Annotated in this window: 17 protein-coding genes; 7 read left to right on the top strand and 10 right to left on the bottom strand. The window is 41.5% G+C overall.

Features of this window, described 5'->3' with window-relative positions:
* Positions 1-145 precede the first annotated feature (145 nt).
* Positions 146-1,078: a helix-turn-helix domain-containing protein gene (locus SY85_RS12165; protein ID WP_066404832.1), complete on the top strand. Its 933-nt coding sequence runs from the start codon at positions 146-148 to the stop codon at positions 1,076-1,078.
* A gap of 135 nt (positions 1,079-1,213) precedes the next feature.
* Entirely contained in the window at positions 1,214-1,831 is a 618-nt protein-coding gene (locus tag SY85_RS12160; RefSeq protein WP_066404830.1) for a hypothetical protein, read from the top strand.
* A 164-nt stretch (positions 1,832-1,995) separates the two neighbouring features.
* On the opposite strand, the gene SY85_RS12155 is transcribed toward SY85_RS12160, so the two are convergent.
* Complete coding sequence (locus SY85_RS12155) at positions 1,996-2,736, bottom strand: hypothetical protein (protein ID WP_066404828.1); 741 nt, start codon at positions 2,734-2,736, stop codon at positions 1,996-1,998.
* A gap of 353 nt (positions 2,737-3,089) precedes the next feature.
* On the opposite strand from SY85_RS12155, the gene SY85_RS12150 reads away from it, so the two are divergent.
* Positions 3,090-4,004 (top strand): DUF7151 family protein, encoded by a 915-nt coding sequence (locus SY85_RS12150; RefSeq protein ID WP_066404826.1) that lies wholly within the window; start codon positions 3,090-3,092, stop codon positions 4,002-4,004.
* Between the two features lie 77 nt (positions 4,005-4,081).
* Here the strand turns inward: SY85_RS12150 and hemL are convergent, their stop codons facing one another.
* From hemL to hemA, 9 genes are all read right to left on the bottom strand, one after another.
* Positions 4,082-5,380, bottom strand: a complete 1,299-nt coding sequence (gene hemL, locus SY85_RS12145; RefSeq protein WP_066404825.1) for a glutamate-1-semialdehyde 2,1-aminomutase — start codon at positions 5,378-5,380, stop codon at positions 4,082-4,084.
* Positions 5,381-5,385: 5 nt separating this feature from the next.
* Positions 5,386-5,673: a YciI family protein gene (locus tag SY85_RS12140; protein ID WP_066404824.1), complete on the bottom strand. Its 288-nt coding sequence runs from the start codon at positions 5,671-5,673 to the stop codon at positions 5,386-5,388.
* A 4-nt stretch (positions 5,674-5,677) separates the two neighbouring features.
* Entirely contained in the window at positions 5,678-6,655 is a 978-nt protein-coding gene (gene hemB / locus SY85_RS12135; RefSeq protein WP_066404823.1) for a porphobilinogen synthase, read from the bottom strand.
* Between the two features lie 10 nt (positions 6,656-6,665).
* Complete coding sequence (hemF, locus tag SY85_RS12130) at positions 6,666-7,658, bottom strand: oxygen-dependent coproporphyrinogen oxidase (RefSeq protein WP_082886410.1); 993 nt, start codon at positions 7,656-7,658, stop codon at positions 6,666-6,668.
* 15 nt (positions 7,659-7,673) lie between these two features.
* A complete protein-coding gene (locus SY85_RS12125) occupies positions 7,674-8,690 on the bottom strand; it encodes an alpha/beta fold hydrolase (RefSeq protein WP_226999074.1) in 1,017 nt (338 codons plus the stop codon).
* Between the two features lie 346 nt (positions 8,691-9,036).
* On the bottom strand, positions 9,037-10,068 hold the full coding sequence (gene hemE / locus SY85_RS12120; protein WP_066404821.1) for a uroporphyrinogen decarboxylase: 1,032 nt from the start codon (positions 10,066-10,068) through the stop codon (positions 9,037-9,039).
* A gap of 22 nt (positions 10,069-10,090) precedes the next feature.
* Positions 10,091-10,798, bottom strand: coding sequence for a uroporphyrinogen-III synthase (locus SY85_RS12115; RefSeq protein WP_066404819.1), 708 nt, complete (start codon positions 10,796-10,798; stop codon positions 10,091-10,093).
* On the bottom strand, positions 10,785-11,786 hold the full coding sequence (locus tag SY85_RS12110) for a hydroxymethylbilane synthase (protein ID WP_066404817.1): 1,002 nt from the start codon (positions 11,784-11,786) through the stop codon (positions 10,785-10,787). The genes SY85_RS12115 and SY85_RS12110 overlap by 14 nt, the downstream gene beginning before the upstream one ends.
* Positions 11,786-13,015 carry a glutamyl-tRNA reductase gene (gene hemA / locus SY85_RS12105; RefSeq protein WP_066404816.1) on the bottom strand — a complete coding sequence of 410 codons (1,230 nt, stop codon included), beginning with the start codon at positions 13,013-13,015 and terminating at the stop codon, positions 11,786-11,788. Before hemA ends, SY85_RS12110 begins: the two co-directional genes overlap by 1 nt.
* Positions 13,016-13,204: 189 nt before the next feature.
* Between hemA and hemH the strand changes: the two genes are divergently transcribed.
* The 4 genes from hemH to SY85_RS12085 all read left to right on the top strand — a co-directional run bounded on the left by hemH (position 13,205) and on the right by SY85_RS12085 (position 17,366).
* On the top strand, positions 13,205-14,248 hold the full coding sequence (hemH, locus tag SY85_RS12100; RefSeq protein ID WP_082886408.1) for a ferrochelatase: 1,044 nt from the start codon (positions 13,205-13,207) through the stop codon (positions 14,246-14,248).
* A 50-nt stretch (positions 14,249-14,298) separates the two neighbouring features.
* Complete coding sequence (locus SY85_RS12095; RefSeq protein WP_066404813.1) at positions 14,299-14,658, top strand: four helix bundle protein; 360 nt, start codon at positions 14,299-14,301, stop codon at positions 14,656-14,658.
* Between the two features lie 29 nt (positions 14,659-14,687).
* On the top strand, positions 14,688-15,230 hold the full coding sequence (locus tag SY85_RS12090) for a CopD family protein (protein WP_066404811.1): 543 nt from the start codon (positions 14,688-14,690) through the stop codon (positions 15,228-15,230).
* An 819-nt stretch (positions 15,231-16,049) separates the two neighbouring features.
* Positions 16,050-17,366: an IS110 family RNA-guided transposase gene (locus SY85_RS12085; protein ID WP_066404809.1), complete on the top strand. Its 1,317-nt coding sequence runs from the start codon at positions 16,050-16,052 to the stop codon at positions 17,364-17,366.
* Positions 17,367-17,763 lie beyond the last annotated feature (397 nt).

The following is a 17,763-nucleotide window of genomic DNA, read 5'->3' as shown; positions in this document are numbered from 1 at the left end:
TCCTCAGCTTCATTATTCCTGTTGAAATTGATTATAGTTGGGTGTTCTACAAATAATTAAACGCTCATTCCAGGCATAATTTAAGAACAGTTTACATCTCTTTGACAATCCGATGTGCTTCACCCTATTACCTTTGCGTTTGAACATGCAGGCTGTTTCTACTTTTCAATGGATTGACGCATCATCTGCCACACAACGTTTGGTATTTGAGGCTGGGCAGGAAATACCCGGCTCCGTGCATTATGCTATCAAACGTTTTGCTAAACCAGACGATTGGATGAGTGAGGATTTAGGTATACTCCATTATCATTATACCCCTTCCAATACCGATCAGCAATATGTGGAGCTGCGTTTTTGTATTACGGGCAACATGTATTGCCGACAATACAATGAAGCCTGTTGTGCACGCTGCATACACCAGGTGCAAAAGAATTGCAATGAAAAAATAGAAAGCATCGATATGTTTTCTTTTGTTTTCAATGCCTCTTTTTTGAACCAGTTTAGTAAAGGCAAGAACAGCCATTCAGTGTTAAGTGATGAAATTTTAGCGTTTACGCATACATCTTCCTTTTCAAAGCCTTTGCCGCTTTGCAATAAAACAAGGGCGGTTTTGGAAGGCTTGGTCAATCACAACTATACCGACTCCTTGGCAAACATCTATGTAAATGCGCAAACCCAGATGTTGTTGTTATACAGTTTAGACTGTATTATGGGTGAAAAGGAAATCAATACGATTACTTGTAAGTTCTTGGCCAACGAGGCTGACCGCGATAAAGTGATCCGCTCTCGAGAGATCCTGATTGAGCATATCGGGGAGCCTATAACAATTAAGGAACTGAGTCGGAAAGTAGCCATGAACGAATGCTATTTAAAAAAGGGGTTTAAGCAATTGTTTGGTACAACGATTTTTGAATTTTACCAAAGTCAACGGATGGAGCACGCCAAATACCTGTTGTATGAAAAAGGACTAAGCGTTACGGAAGTGTCTGTTCTGTTGGGATATTCTTCTATTTCTCATTTTTCCACTGCATTTAAAAAACATACAGGCTTAAAGCCTTGCGAACTGCTGTTTCGGTAGGAGTTCCCAAGTTTGAATGTTTACATGTTAAATTAACTTTCAGAAAATAAATGCTATTTCATTAAACGAGTGAACAAGTAAACTTGTAAACACGTAAACCCTTATACTTGCAAACTTTAAACAACTCAATCTTTCATGTATAGTGTTATAGCCGGTACCGTATTATTAGCCATTGTTCATGCGCTTATACCCAACCACTGGTTGCCACTGGTGGCGGTAGCTAAAGCTGAACAATGGAAATCCCGGGATGTTAACTTGGTTACACTATTGGCTGCTTTGGCTCATGTATTAGGTACTGTAGCCTTGGGGATTGTGCTGGGTTTTATCGGTAAAGAGCTGGTACAACAATACGGAAACGCAATTTATGTCGGGTCTTCTGTCTTGTTAATTGTTTTTGGTTTAGTTTATTATACAGTGAACCTTCCACACCACCATCATAGCGAGCAAAGTGATGTAGTGGCTTATAAGCGCAGCAAACGGAAATGGGTGCTGATATTTATAGTCATGATGTTTTTATCTCCTTGCCTGGAGGTAGAAAGTCTTTTCCTGTCTGCAGGAGCGTATGGTATGGGAATGGTGACCTTGCTGTCCATTATATATGCTATTGTTAGCATATCAGGCATTTTACTGCTGGTCAACTTAGGGTATAAGGGCACCCGACTTCTAAGTGCTCACTTTATTGAACACAATGAAAAGCGTATCAGCGGAATTGTATTAATAATAGTGGGAATTATCTCCTTTTTCTTGCATTAAAAGTTATGCTTAGTCGTCTGTTAAAAAACTATAATCGATCCCCTCTTACAGAGGAGTTACAGAGGATATCCTTCTCTACTCCTCCTACCATCCTCCTATACTACTTCACTAAACCCTCCCTACAGACTCTCCGCTCACCACTGACTAATGTCTATTGACCTTTCTCACTGCTCACCATTCGTAGCTTTAATCCCGGCTTGTAAACTTACTTGCCTTAATGATAAAATATGAAGACCAAGAGCCAGTACAACTAATATCCCTGGTAAATAAATAAAGTAGGGGCTACCGAGCAATAGCAAACGTTCATCAAATGGATATTGCTGAATTGGAGAGGGCATTGATAAAGCCGCTGCCCGTAGCGTGTTCAGTAGGATCAAGATGCCTGCAATATTATAAAAAAGCGTTATAGCGCGTGCGGTACTTGGTTTCTTAAGTATCAGAAAGCCTGTTACCAACGCAAGCAAACCAGAAATAATATCTAAATTGGCACCTTCAAATGTCATTAGCTTTGGAAAGACGCCTGTTTTATAAGTATACCAAAACCACAATTCTACACCCACCCGAAATACTTGGAAGAAAACCAACCAATACAATGGCGTAACCCCTAAAATAATCTTAGCCGTTGAGGTAAATGAAATAGCTAGAATAATAATTAAACCAAGGAGAACTGTCAACATAGGACGAGGAGGAAATCCTTGTACTGCAAATACATGCTGACGAGCCAATATATGCAATAAGGTCATCCAGCCAGCTATGACTAAGCTAGTAATAATTAGTGTCCGTTGTTGTGTATGAGTCGGAAGTGAAGTATAACGTAGTGCCTGGCGTAGCCCAATTAAAAAAACAATAATACAGAGCAATGCATAAACAGCAATGAGTATCCCGGCAGAAGTAATTGGATTCATTACTATTTGTTTTGATAACGCAAAGTTGTACAATTCTTTTTACTCCTAAAAGCGGCTACCTACATTTTGTAGATCATCATTCATTACAATGTAAATAAAGGCAGGTGTTAAAATCTACCTATATCAAATTGTGAAAATTCAGAGAAATGATGTTGTGTTATAAATGCTTGCTTTTCATAAATAATAAAATATAAGTAAACCATTATCCATATGGTAATGAGTCATCAATTGTAAAAGTAGATTCATTACAGATTAGTTGAAATTGATACTGGCTTTTCCCCGGTTGATGTTATATAAGGGTTATTCCAGAAGTCGCACCCAGTACTTTAGTGCCCTCAATCAAAGCTACTCTTATGAAGATGAAATTTCTTGCATTCTCAATGTTGGCTACGGCTGTAGTCATTGTAAGTTGTAAAGGCGACAAAGGGGAATTAGGTCCCGCTGGCCCAAATGGTAAAAACAGTTTAACACGCACAATAGCGGAAGCTGCTGGCAGTAATTGTGCCACAGGAGGTTTAAAAGTTGAAACCGGTATTGATGCTAACAACAATGGTACTTTAGAAGATAGCGAAGTAGACGCTACTAAAACAAAATATGTATGTAATGGGGCTACTGGTTCTACTGGTGCAACAGGTACTGCTAATGTATACTACTCTGATTGGATCGTGGTAAATGATACAAAATGGGTGGAAACCAATCGCCAGATTACACCAAACGTTCCTTATACAGATTATAATAGTTGGCTGTCTGGCTCTTATGCAGTGGATAACTATACGGATACATCCATTACTTATCAGGCAGAGGTCCTGACGCCAAAAGTAACTCAGGAGATCTTGGACAAAGGTGTTGTATTCTACTACTTTAAAGACATGACAGCTCCTTCTAATGGAAAGATTTTTCCTTTCCAGTCTTGGGATGGTTGGAGCGTAGGTATGACTAACCGTACTACCGATTGGAGTAATGCTTCCTATTTTTATTTTGAGAACGCTAGTGAAAATGGTGATATTCAAAAAGACAAGATGGTATTCCGAACTTCATACGAGGGATCTGCTGCTTATTATGACGCTGCTTTGAATAGAAATGGCCAACCTAGATATCATTATTCTAATGGTAACGCTGGTAAGAGAATTAAGTACAGTGAACTAAAACCCAAGACTAACTTCGCTATCCGCTATGTAGTAATTCCTGGCGGTATTACAGGTAAGTACGCCGGTGTTGACTTTAAAAACTACGAGCAAGTAAAGAAGCTGTTGAACATCAAAGATTAATACCAGAATCTAACTATATAATAGATAAAGCCGGTCCTGTTGGAACCGGCTTTATCTATTATCATCACTTAAATTTCTTACATAGATTGCTGAATTTCCAACAAACTTTCATTCACCGCCAAAATGGTCAGATCCAAATCCTCATACGTCAAAGCATTGTTCAAAAACCAGCTTTCAAAGGCAGAAGGTGGCAAATAGATTCCACGGTTCAACATGGCATGGAAAAATTTATTGAACAGTGTATTAGTAGCCGCAGACGCAGAAGCAAAGTCCTTAACTGGTTGCTCACTAAAATGCACGCTGATCATCGAACCCAATTGATTGATCACATAAGGGAAGCCAGATGCATCAAATGCATTGATAAGCCCAGCTTTTAGGTAAATGGTTTTTTCATCCAACTCTTGGTAGATAGATGGATTATTATGCAGTTCACTTAACAATGTAAATCCAGCCACCATCGCTAATGGATTACCGCTGAGCGTACCTGCTTGGTACACACTACCCAGGGGAGCTATATGTTGCATGATTTCGCTGCGGCCACCAAATGCACCAACCGGCATACCGGCACCAATTACTTTACCATAGGTCACCAGGTCAGCATCAATTTGTAAACGCTCTTGCGCTCCACCCGGCGCCAAGCGGAAGCCTGTCATCACCTCATCAAAAATGAGTATGATATTGTTGTCTGTACAGATCTGACGTAATCCTTCTAAGAAACCAGGTTCTGGTAAAATACAACCCATGTTGCCGGCAACCGGTTCTATAATGACTGCAGCAATTTCTGTTGGATGAGCAGCCACTAGTGCTTCTACGGCTTGTAGATCATTGTATGGTGCAGTCAATGTATCATTCGCTACCCCAGCTGTAACACCCGGTACAGTCTGTATATTAAAAGTAGCTACCCCACTTCCGGCCTTTACTAGAAAGGAATCAGCATGTCCATGATAACAACCTTCAAACTTGATGATCTTGTTGCGTCCAGTAAAACCTCTTGCTAATCGCACTGCACTCATACACGCTTCCGTTCCACTGCTCACCATACGTATAAGGTCTACATTAGGCACCATACCTTTAATAAGCTCAGCCATATCCACTTCTAACTCGGTGGGTGCGCCAAAAGAAGTAGACTCCGTGGCTTTCTGCTGAATAGCTTTTACCACAGGTTCATAAGCATGCCCTAAGATCATTGGCCCCCATGAAGCGATATAATCTATATACCGGTTCCCATCTTCATCATATAGGTAGGCACCCTTAGCTCGTTGTATAAAAATAGGATTGCCACCTACACTTTTAAAAGCTCTTACAGGCGAGTTAACACCACCGGGAATACTATTTTGCGCTCGTTCAAATAAACTTTTACTCTTCTGAATGTTCATGACTTTTAAGCTATACGTTCTTGAATATTATGTGCTTGTTTCGAAGGTATAAACTCAGTTATCTTATACTCGGCTAACTGATGTTTATAAAACGGATCTTCTGCTATAATCTTTTCCACTTCACTTTTGCTTTTTGCTGCTGCCAGAATAATGCCACCATCCCTTGGTACCTTTCTGCCAGACACAATAAAGTTGCCACTACCATAGAACTTGTCCAAAAATTGTACATGCGCTGCTAAGTGCACATCTATTTGCTCCAATGGAGCGTTATAGGTCAGTTCAACAATAAACATTTGCTTAGGCGTTTAGTAAGCGAACAGCGTCTTTGGCAAAATAGGTGGCGATAAGATCCGCACCCGCACGTTTCATGGATGTCAGCGTTTCTAAAATAGCTTTTTCTTCATTGATCCAACCCATCTTTGCTGCCGCCTTTATCATCGCATACTCACCACTGATATTATATGCGCTTACGGGTACATCTACTGCATTCTTCACTTCACGAATAATATCAAGGTAAGCGAGTGCAGGTTTTACCATTACAATATCAGCGCCTTCTTCTACATCCATTACAGCTTCACGCACCGCTTCTATGCGATTAGCATAATCCATTTGATACGTTTTCTTATCACCAAAGCCTGGTGCAGAATCTAAAGCATCACGGAAGGGCCCATAAAAACAAGAAGCATATTTAGCGCTATAGGCCATGATGCCTGTTTTGGTAAAGCCATTGTGTTCCAGAGCTTCACGGATGGCAGCAATACGGCCGTCCATCATATCGCTGGGTGCTACAAAATCAGCGCCAGCCTGGGCATGGCTTACACTCATCTGTGCCAATACCTCTACTGTAGCATCGTTGACAATCTCTCCGTTCTCTACAATGCCATCATGCCCATACGAAGAAAAAGGATCCAGTGCTACATCCGTCATTACTACCATCTCAGGAACAGCATCTTTAATAGCTTTAATGCTGCGTTGCATTAATCCGTTTGGATTAACAGCTTCAGTACCCTTATTATCTTTTACTTCATCTTTTGCTTTTACAAACAGCAATACACTTTTAATACCCATGCTGTATAGCTCCTTTACTTCTTTTATCGTCAGATCCAATGAGCGACGATAGTAATTGGGCATAGAAGCAATTTCAGTATTTACATTTTCGCCTTCGTCAATAAATATAGGCGCAATGAAATCACTGGGAGTTAACAAAGTTTCTGCTATCAAACTCCTGATAGCAGGCGATTGTCTTAAGATTCTATTCCGTCTTTGTAAATACATAATTTAATCTTTAGCATTTATTGGCATTTCTTGCCCAGTTTAAACGATCTTCTTCAGTAGGTTCAGATGCTACCCATTCTCTTGGGTGTAAGCAGGCCTGCAATAGTTTGTCTTCTTCACTGCCAGGCACTGGCTGGTAGTTGTACTCAAAGCGCACAGTAGGTGGTAGGCTCATCAAGATGCTCTCAATACGTCCATTCGTCTTTAAACCAAAAATAGTCCCTCGGTCGTGAACTAGATTGAACTCTGTGTAACGTCCCCGACGAATCTCCTGCCAATGTTTGTTCTCTGATGTAAATGGCATGAGCTTTCTTTTTTCTACGATAGGAACATATGCCGGTATAAAAGCATCACCACAAGCTTTTGCAAAGTTCAACCAGAAGTTTACATCTTGAGTTTCAGAAGGACGTTGGTAATCATAAAAGATACCACCAATACCTCTACGCTCATTGTTGCGGTGGGCATTGACAAAATAGTTGTCACATACTTCTTTGAACTTGGGATAAAAAGAAAGATCAAATTGATCGCACACGTCTTTGTAGGATTGATGGAAATGTTTGGCATCTTCTTCAAACAAATAATAGGGCGTTAAGTCGGTGCCACCGCCAAACCAGCGATCAATGACTTCATCGTTTTCATTATACAGTTCAAACATCCGGTAATTGCAATGCACCGTAGGTACAAAGGGATTAAAAGGATGTATCACCAGCGACAAACCGCAGGCAAACCATTTCGCGCCATCGATCTTTAATTGTGTGCGCATCGCATCGGTTACTTCACCATATACAACAGAGGTATTAACGCCTCCTTTTTCAATCACATTGCCATTTGCTATCACGCGGGTTTTACCACCGCCGCCTTCAGGTCGCTGCCAGGCATCTTCTATAAATTTTGCTTTTCCGTCCGATTGTTCCAATGCAGCACAAATGCGATTCTGCAAGTCGTGTATATACGCTACAAATTGATCTTTGATCGATAGTTCTATTTCAGACTTTATATTCATCAAGTAGACTTTCGTTTATTGTTGAAGAAATTCTAATACTGGTGTAATGAACAAATCAAAACGCTCTATATGGGGTAGGTGACCAACACCATCAATCTCTACTAATTGGGATCCTTTGATTTTCCGTTGAGTGCTTTTGCCCAGGGCAGGGTAATTGCCCATCGTTTTACGCACATCTTCAGATACTAAAGGTTTTCCTAAAGCAGTACGGTCACGCTGACCAATGATCAACAGGGTAGGCACAGTTATGTTTTGGAACTCATACATCACCGGTTGCGTTATGATCATATCTGAAGTGAGTGCTGCATTCCACGCTATTACAGAATACTTTGGATTTTGCGTCCAGCCGGCCAGCATAGTTACCCACTTATCATACTGAGGTTTCCATTGGTCACCATAGTAGTTTTCCAGCTGGTAGCTTTTGATCTTGGAATAATCCTGTTTTAGTTCATTCTGATAGGCTTCATCAATGGATTGATACGGCACTTTTACTTTATAGTCCTCTAACCCTATTGGGTTTTCCAATATCAGTTTCTCTACACGTTCCGGGTACATTAATGTAAAACGGGTGGCCAGCATGCCACCCATTGAATGTCCTAATACAGTAACCTTTTCCACTTTTAAACTATCTAGCAACTGTTTAGTATTGCGGGCTAATAGCTGAAAGGAATATTGTAATGTTTCTGGTTTCGATGATTTGCCAAAGCCAATCTGGTCAGGCATGATCACACGATAACCTTTTTGTGTCAACACATTCGCAGTGCTGTCCCAATACGCACCACTGAAATTTTTGCCATGCAGCAGCAGTACGGTTTTACCATTCCATTGCTGTGGCTTTACATCCATATAGGCCATTTGCAGCCGCTGTTTCTGAATGTTCAGCTGTAGGTAATGTACAGGGTAGGGGTAGGGAAACTCTTCCAGCTGCAGCCCCAAGGTTTTTACTTGTGCAGATGCTGTAACACTAGTAGTAAAAACACCAGTAATAAATAAGAATACAATAAACAAAACTTTAATTCCGCTCTTCATCATCACATTTCATTTTTAAGCTTATACAATTCTATTCTCACATCACTCCTCTAGCAGTTATTGATAACACACTCTCTTCTATCGCCCGTCGTCTATTAACCGTAGACTTCTCTCTCGGCTGTTTGGCTTGTAGCGTGTAGCTTACAGCGTGCAGCTTTTCTCTTTCACCACTCATTACTCATTATTCATCATTTCTTCCCCCCAATCCCTAATTCCCAATTCCTTCTCCCTTCATCATTCCTTGTTCAATATTCTCTGTGCCCCCCTGTGTTCCCTGTGCCTCCGTGGTTCCTCCCTCCACGTACTCCGCGTCCTCTGCGCGAAATCATAAAAGCGCGAAGCGCTCTCCTTACGCCTTATATGACTTAACTGCTTCCACAAACGCCTTCGCATGGTCTACCGGTACATTAGGCGTAATCCCATGACCCAGGTTAGCAATGTAGCGCTGGGTACCAAAGCCATCGATCATTTCTTTCACCCATTGCTTGATCTGCGGAATGGGTGCTAAAAGTTTAGCCGGATCAAAATTGCCTTGAATAGTAATGGCATTATTGGTCAATTCTCTTGCCAGTTTAGGCTCTATGCTCCAGTCAATACCAATACCGCTGGCACTGCTTTGGCTTAGATCTTTTAATGCATACCAAGTGCCCTTGGGGAACAGGATCACCGGCGCATCATCTTTTACAGCATCACTTATTTGTAATAAATAGGGTTGCGCAAAAGCTTTGAAATCAGCTGGACTCAACGATCCTGCCCAGCTATCAAATACCTGCACAGTATCAGCACCTGCTTTCACTTGTGCTTTCAGGTAATCAATGGTAATATCGGTGATCTTTTGTAAAAGTTGGTGTGCTAATTCTGGTTGCGTATAGGCAAACTGCTTTGCCTTATCCCAGGTCTTACTGCCCTTACCTTCAATCATATAACATAAAAGGGTCCATGGAGCACCGGCAAAGCCAATCAATGGTACACGCCCATTCAATTCTTTTTTTGTTAAGGCTAATGCATCCATTACATATTTTAAATGGTCTTCAGCATTAGCTGTATTCAGGGCATCAATATCTTGTTTTGTTTTGATTGTTTTTGGTAGTAAAGGACCTTTCCCTTCTTCCATTAACACTTCTACTCCCATGGCTTGTGGGATCACCAATATATCTGAGAAGATTATGGCAGCATCTACACCCACCTGGTCAATCGGTTGCAGCGTAATTTCTGTTGCTAACTCAGGTGTCTGGCAGCGGGTAAAGAAATCATATTTCTCTCTTAGCTTAATATAATCGGGTAAATATCTTCCAGCCTGGCGCATCATCCATACTGGAGGACGTTCTACTTGTTCTCCACGTAAGGCTCTTAATAGCAAGTCATTTTTTAGTGCTGTCATATCGTATTTTCTGTGCTTGTTGTTATAAAGTGGTTTGATGCAAATAGTCAATGGCTTCCAATGCCATTTCCATTTTGTCGGTTACATTGGCCACCACAATCTTATGGCCTTTATGTTCACGGATGGCTTCTTCGGTAGTTTTGCCAATAGCAAATAGAGTTGTGCTTTTTGAAGGCTTATTCTGGCTGTAGTAGGCATGCACGGCACTGGGACTGAAAAACAAAATGCCATCATATTCCTTCTCTAGTTTAGAAGGTGTTTCATTTGTTTCATAAACCACTACCTCTTCTACTTTGCCTCCTTCAGAGCGCATTTTATTGGGTAGTTCATTCCGTCTGATGTTGCCACAAAAGAAAACTACGTCTTTTACACCATCATCAATTAATCGTTCGCCTAACCGCTGCGCATTTTCAGCCGTTGCTATTATTTTGTCTGCGCCCCATTTTTCTTCAATCAACTTACGGGTAGTGTTACCAATGCAGTAGATCTTCCAGGCCGGTGTCTCATTAATTTGAGCAGCCACAGCTTCCACCGCGCTCATACTGGTAAAAACAACGTAGTGCTGTTCGGCAGCAATGGCTTTTATCTTTTGAAATAGTTCATCATCTTCTATAGGCTGGGTAGCTATGAAGGATAATTCTTCGATGATGACATTCTTTTTGGCGCCTTCTTCATGAACGGTCTTGGGTAAGGGACGAGTACTGAGCAAGTATTTTTTATTGCTTTCCATTCCGTACTGTTTCTATGATATGTTGGGTGCGGGCGTCTAAAAGCAGCGTTTTGCCAGCTTCTTCACCCACGTTTGCACTGTCTTTTACTTCCTTTATAATTTCTATACTCACCAGGTCACTTCCATCCGGAGCACAAATGTTTCCGTTGAATTGTATGGTTTCTCCTTTTTTAACCGCCAGCCCACTAATAGGTGTAGTACAGCCACCCATTAACACACGCAAGAAGTCTTTCTCAATCTTTGTGCATAATGCGGTTGCTTCATCATTGAAAGGTTGGCAGGCATCAAATGCTTGATGATCGCCTTCACGGCATACCACCATAATAGCACCTTGCGATGGAGCAGGCAACATCCAATCCAGGTTAATGGAGTGTTCCGGACGAAGGTTGATTCTCTCCAGTCCTGCCGCAGCAAAAATGGCACCTTGCCAATTGCTTTCTTCCAGCTTGCGTAAACGGGTGTTTACGTTACCACGCAGGTTTTCCACTTTATTAGTAGGATAGCGATGTAACCATTGAGCTATCCTTCGTACAGAACTAGTACCAATAGTAAATGGTGAATGTTGATCGCACCCTTTCACGTTTGACGTCTCACGTTTCACGATCTCTCCTTCATTCCATTCTCCATTCACGAATCCTATCGCCTCTAAGTCCTGCTCGTTTTTGTAAACAAGTATGTCTTTGTGCGAAGCTCTTTTTAAAACAGCAGCTTGCTGAATGCCTTCTGCCAGTTTGGTTGGTACATCCTTCATAGAATGCACCGCAATATCAATGCGTTTGTTTAGGAGTGCGGCATCCAATGTTTTAGTGAAAACACCCGTTACACCCAAGTCATATAATGGCGTAATGGTGTCAATGTCACCTTCACTTTTTATATATACCAATTCAGAAGCAATACCTGCTTCTTTCAAAAGATTCTGTACCAATGTAGCTTGCCACACAGCCAACTGGCTGTCGCGGGTTCCAATGCGTAAAGTTTGTGCTGCCATTAATTTTTCGCACTTATAAATTCAGTAATAGCGTTGATGTATTGACAGCCACGTTGATTGTTCAACTTGATCTTACCGGCTGTGTCGTTCAATACTCGTTGAATCTGTACATCCAATGTTTTAGGGCAAGTAGTTGTTGCCAGGTGTAGATGCTGATGATGTGTATAGAGCGATTTCAATTTGCTTTTCAGATCTTTCAGCAGCGGTACGTGCTTGCGCATATCATACCAGTCCATAAACTCAATCATCAACTCTCCAATAATACCTTTAGCCTTAGGCACTTCTGCCTCGCGCTTCTTCAAGGTCTCATCTTTTAGTTTGGAAAGCTCGTCCACATTAACCATTTGCACATTCGGAAGCAGTTGGGCTGCATCTTCTACGTTATAAGGAATAGAAAGATCAATGATCAGTTTTTGAGAGCCGCCTTCTAAGTGCGATTTTAAAATGGTAGGCTCGGCTGCGTTTGTGGCTACTAAAATGATATCGGCTTTTTTGATATGAGCATCAAGATCACTTAAAGGAGCACAGCTCAGGCCTAGCTCATTTGCCAATTCAGCCGCTTTTTCAGTAGTGCGGTTGATTAGGGTAATATTCGTTGTTTCCAGGTAATCAACAAGGTTCTTACAGGTGTTGCGTCCTATTTTACCAACACCCAGTAACAGTATGTTCTTGGAACGGATGTCAGTAACAGTATCGCGGATATATTGAACAGCAGCAAAAGAAACCGAAACGGTACCGCCGCTTAAGGCTGTACTATTTTTGATTAGTTTGGAAGATTGCAGTACACAATTGATCAAACGTTCTGTAAAAGCACCAACGAATCCTCTTTCTTTAGAAAATTTAACCGCTGTCTTCAGTTGCCCCACAATTTCATAGTCACCCAGTATCTGGGAATCCAGACCCGCGCCCACCTGAAATACATGTTCTACGGCGTGCTGGCCTTTTTTTATGTAAGCGGCTTTCTTAAAAGTAGCGGCATCACCTGCAGTTTGTGAACAAAGCAAGTCAATCAGTTGTTCACTGGAATAGCCAAAGCCATAGATCTCAGTACGATTGCAAGTGGAAAGAATAAAGAGTTCATTCAATCCTCTTTCAGCAGCTAATGTTAAAATAGCTTCGTATTGTTCGTTAGTAATGGCAAACTGTCCTCTGATAGAAGCATCAGATTTTTTATAATTGATCCCGGCTACGTAGAAATTTGATATGTGCTTGTAATCGTTGGAATTCATTCTGTTATATATCTCAAAATCACCGTTGCAAAAGTATTAACGGTCAGCGGCACTTCCGAATATCTCTGTCATTGCTCTGTCATTTTGGGAGTTGATTTTAATCAGTTGTCATACTAAGATGATTCAATTGAAGGTTTTTGAATATGAGTTGCATTCACAAACTACATTTGTAAACATTTATACGTAATAATGAAAAGAGCGGTTGTCTTAATGAACCTGGGAAGTCCGGATTCTACTGAAGTGAAAGATGTGAAGTGTTACCTGGACGAGTTTTTAATGGATGAACGGGTGATCGATAAGCCTTGGCTAATGAGAGCCTTGTTGGTCAAAGGAATTATTGTACCCTTTCGTGCGCCCAAATCTGCAGAAGCTTATAAATCAATTTGGACCGATCAGGGATCACCACTGATTGTTATTAGTGAACAATTGGGTAAAGCCCTGGATAAAGAAGTGGAGGAGCCTGTTACTATCGCCATGCGCTATGGTAATCCTTCTCCTAAGGCAGCCTACGATGAATTAGTACAGCAGAATCCGGATCTGGAAGAAGTCATCTTGGTACCCATGTACCCACACTATGCCATGAGCAGTTATGAAACGGCTGTTGAATATGCTAAAGAACAATATAAAAAAGGTGGGTATGCGTTTAAGCTAACAACCATAAAGCCCTACTATGATAATGCTGATTACCTGGAAGCATTGGCCGAGAGCATGAGGCCGTACTTAGATAAAGAGTACGATCAAATACTTTTCTCTTATCATGGTGTGCCTGAGCGCCATATATATAAAGGTGATATAACCGGGCAACATTGCCTCAAAGTGCCTAACTGTTGCGATGTTCCTTCCAAAGCACATGAGTACTGCTATCGTCACCAATGCTGGCAAACGTCCAAGATGGTGACAGAAATGCTGGGCATTCCCAAAGAAAAATGGGGCTTTTCATTTCAGTCGCGCCTAGGTAGAGACCCCTGGTTACAACCTTATACCGCCATGCGTTTTGAACAACTGCCTAAAGAAGGAGTCAAGAAACTGCTGGTGGTATGTCCTGCCTTTGTAAGCGATTGCCTGGAAACCCTGGAAGAAATCGCGGTAGAAGGCAAAGAAATTTTTATGCACAATGGCGGTGAAAGCTTTGAAATGATCCCTTGTCTGAACGTGCATCCGCTATGGGTGTCCACCATGGCCAAATGGATCAAGGAATATGCAACTGGAAGCAAAGAGATGGTCTTATCGTGAGTGGTGAGTAGTGAATGGTGAGTTTGGTTAACTTAGATCAAACCGTTCCTATGTTTTTACAACTATCACACACGAAACTGGATGTCTTCCAAGTTTCAAAGCAATTAGCACTAGAATGCTATAAGATTACAAAAGCATTTCCAAGTGAAGAAAAGTTCGCATTAGTGCAGCAAGTCAGAAGGGCTGCACTGTCAGTTCATTTAAATATAGCTGAAGGTTGTTCAAGAACATCTGCTGTAGAGAGAAAACGCTACTTTGAAATATCGAGAGGCTCTGTTATCGAAATACATACAGCATTGGATATTGCAGAATGCTTAGGCTATTGTAATCAAGAACAACTTTCCCGATTGGGTAAATTAATTATACAAACATTTAAAATACTGAGCGGTATGATGAGCTCTAGGAACTAACTCACCATTCACCACTCACCATTCACCATATGTATTTCTACATAAAGGCCCTCCATATCATTTTTATTGTGACCTGGTTTGCAGGAATGTTCTATATCGTGCGTTTGTTTATCTATAATACAGAAGCAAAAGAGAAAACTGAGCCTGAGCGATCTATTCTTCAAAAGCAGTTTTCAATAATGATCAAGCGCCTATGGCTTGGGATTACATGGCCATCGGCAATCCTTACATTGATCTTTGGACCTCTAGTGATGTTTCTGGGCAACTGGCAAAATACCTTAACAGAGCCTGAAGGAAGATGGTTGTTGATCAAGCTGCTGTTTGTCGTCGGCCTCTATGCCTACCATTTTACATTACACAGTATGTACAAGCAACAAATGCAAGGCATCTTCAAATACTCCTCTCAAAAGCTGCGCGTTTGGAATGAAGTAGCCACGATCTTTTTGGTAGCAATTGTAATGTTGGCAGCAGTAAAACAAAGCTTGAGCTTTGTGTGGGGACTAACAGGTTTAATTGCATTTGTAATAATCTTAATGACAGCTATTAAAATTTATAAGCGTGCAAGATCATAGTAACGCATCTGATAACCATGTCTGTTAGGTAGCAGCAGGGTTATTTCATTGGATATTGGTATTTGTGGTTTGGAGTCTATTCTTACCCATAAAGTTCAATATTTATATTCTCCAGATGTATCAATAAAATTGTTGGCTCTGCAAATCATGTTATAGATTATAAAAGTTTGTGCGCTTAAGCTGAAGTTGCCAGCCCCAGATGTGCGCTTGTTATAGCTTAAAAAAGCTTTCATGTAGGAAATGCTCACTCACCCCCAATCAGTCCTTCTCAAGAAACACTTACCCTTAAAGCAAAGTAGCGGAGTGGTTCAGCGCCTTGATTCCGCGGACCTATGTACACTCCAAACCATAACGACTGTGGAGCGGAATCACAGCGCCTGCAGTATCTTACCTACTCAGCACATACTTCTTCATGCTGTCAGCTATAAACGCTTGCACTGGTACGCGTAAAACGACCTGCCTATCGTAAGTAATAATCAAATCACTTTGAGTGCTACAGCAGCCGAGCCGGCCCAACGCGCGGAGCGGTTTGGGCTGTCCCGACACTTCGGGATTGATTTTTTTGCTCCACTTTTGTATCAAGTGACCAGTAGTAATAAGCTACCAACCCGGAGAAGTAACTTGTGAGCTAAGGAAGCATTGCCGTAGACCGTCTTTTGCCGTGGTGCTTTGTAAACCCGTCATCAAGTTTGGTAAAGTTCTTTGAATGACAACCCGTATTTGGAGGTGGCAGTAGCCAACCCCGTTTAAGAGCGTATTAGTTATCGAAAGAACTGACAACGCTTCCTTGTTGTTTGTCACTTTAAAATTACTTCAAGTATGAAAGACAAAAACAAGGCGTTTCCTGTTTTTTATCCCGACGCTGCGGGAATTGATATCTCCAGTAAAGAGCATTGGGTAGCCGTAGCGCCCAATCGGGACGCACAACCGGTTCGCTGCTTTGGTTGCTTTACAGAAGATTTACATGCTATCGCCAACTGGTTAAAGGAATGTGACGTCGACACTGTGGCCATGGAAGCGACCGGTATTTACTGGATCAGTTTGTTCTTAATTCTGGAAGAGGCCGGTTTTGAGGTCGTGTTGGACAATGCAAAGCATGTAAAAAATGTAAGGGGAAAGAAAACCGACATGAGTGATGCAGAATGGATCCGCCAATTACACAGTTGTGGTTTGCTGTCGGCCTCCTTCCAACCCGATACGTACACCAGAAAACTCCGTACGTATATGCGCTATCGGAAAAATTTAATTGAAATGAGTGCCACACATATCCGCATGATGCAAAAAGCCATGGAGCAAATGAATATCAAGTTGCAGCATGTCATTGCTGACATCACCGGAAAGACCGGACAACGAATCATCCAAACCATACTGCAAGGACAACGAGATCCTCAGGTGCTGCTCAAACTAGTTGATGGCCGAATCAAAGCCAGTCCTGATGATATATGCCGATCCCTGGAGGGCGTATGGAAAGAAGAACATCTTTTTGAACTGCGTTTGTCTTTTGAGCTGTATCACCAGTATCGCCAAAGGATATTAGAATGTGACCAGCAGATCCAGGCGCTGCTCCTTCAAAAAACCAATAGCACTCACGCTCTGGCCAAGAAGCAAAATGTGAAAAGCAACAAGAACAATTTAAGTTTTGATGCCAAACCAATACTACAGGAGATAACAGGCACCGACCTCACAGAAATTTTTGGGATTAATGACAGCACGGCTATTGAAATCTTAAGTGAAACGGGTCTTACTATGAATAAATGGCCAACTGAAAAACATTTTACCTCGTGGCTCAACCTGGCACCCTACAATAAAATTTCTGGTGGTAAGCTGTTGAGCAGTAAAATACCAAAGAAAAAAAACCGGGCGGGCCAGGTCTTCAAACTGGCAGCTTTTGCTGTCCAGCGCAGTCAGAACTGGTTAGCGGTGTTCTACCATAGAATAAAAGCGCGGTCCGGACCAGCGAAGGCCATCACCGCTACTGCAAGAAAAATTGCAGTGATCTTTTATCACATGATGCGGGACCGGGTTAGGTTTAATCCGATCAGCCTGGAAAACTATGTTGAAAGCTTTAGAGAAAAACAAGTAAGAAAACTCAAAAAACAAGCTAAGAGGCTTGGGCTTGAACTTAAACCGGCTTAAGTTTCTTAAGAGGCAAAAGATAGAAAAGACAAATAGTGAAGGAACACTAAAAACGAAAAGTCTCTCATCCTGTTAATCCCACTAATCCAAACAATCCGCGGTCCATCAAGGCAAAAGTGGAAAAGCAAGGATAAGAAGGAATGCCAGCAATAGAAACCTGATCACATCCTATACAGCAGGAGCATTAACAGCATCAAAGAAATAGTGGACTTTGATATTTCAAACACATAAGGTTGCAAACCAGTAGCAAAACATTTGTAGTCTTGAGTGCCTGCTCTTTGTTAAGGCAAGAATGATCTCCGCTGGTATTTGAAATGTAGTCTTTAATCAGCCTCCGAATTACGTACTTACTACTTTTAGATTCCAGATAATTACCGCACTATTTAATGAAAAACGC

The sequence above is a fragment of the Flavisolibacter tropicus genome, assembly GCF_001644645.1.
Classification (GTDB): domain Bacteria; phylum Bacteroidota; class Bacteroidia; order Chitinophagales; family Chitinophagaceae; genus Flavisolibacter; species Flavisolibacter tropicus.
The sequence above is the reverse complement of the archived record's forward strand: the minus strand, read 5'-3'. Positions and strand labels throughout refer to the sequence as shown.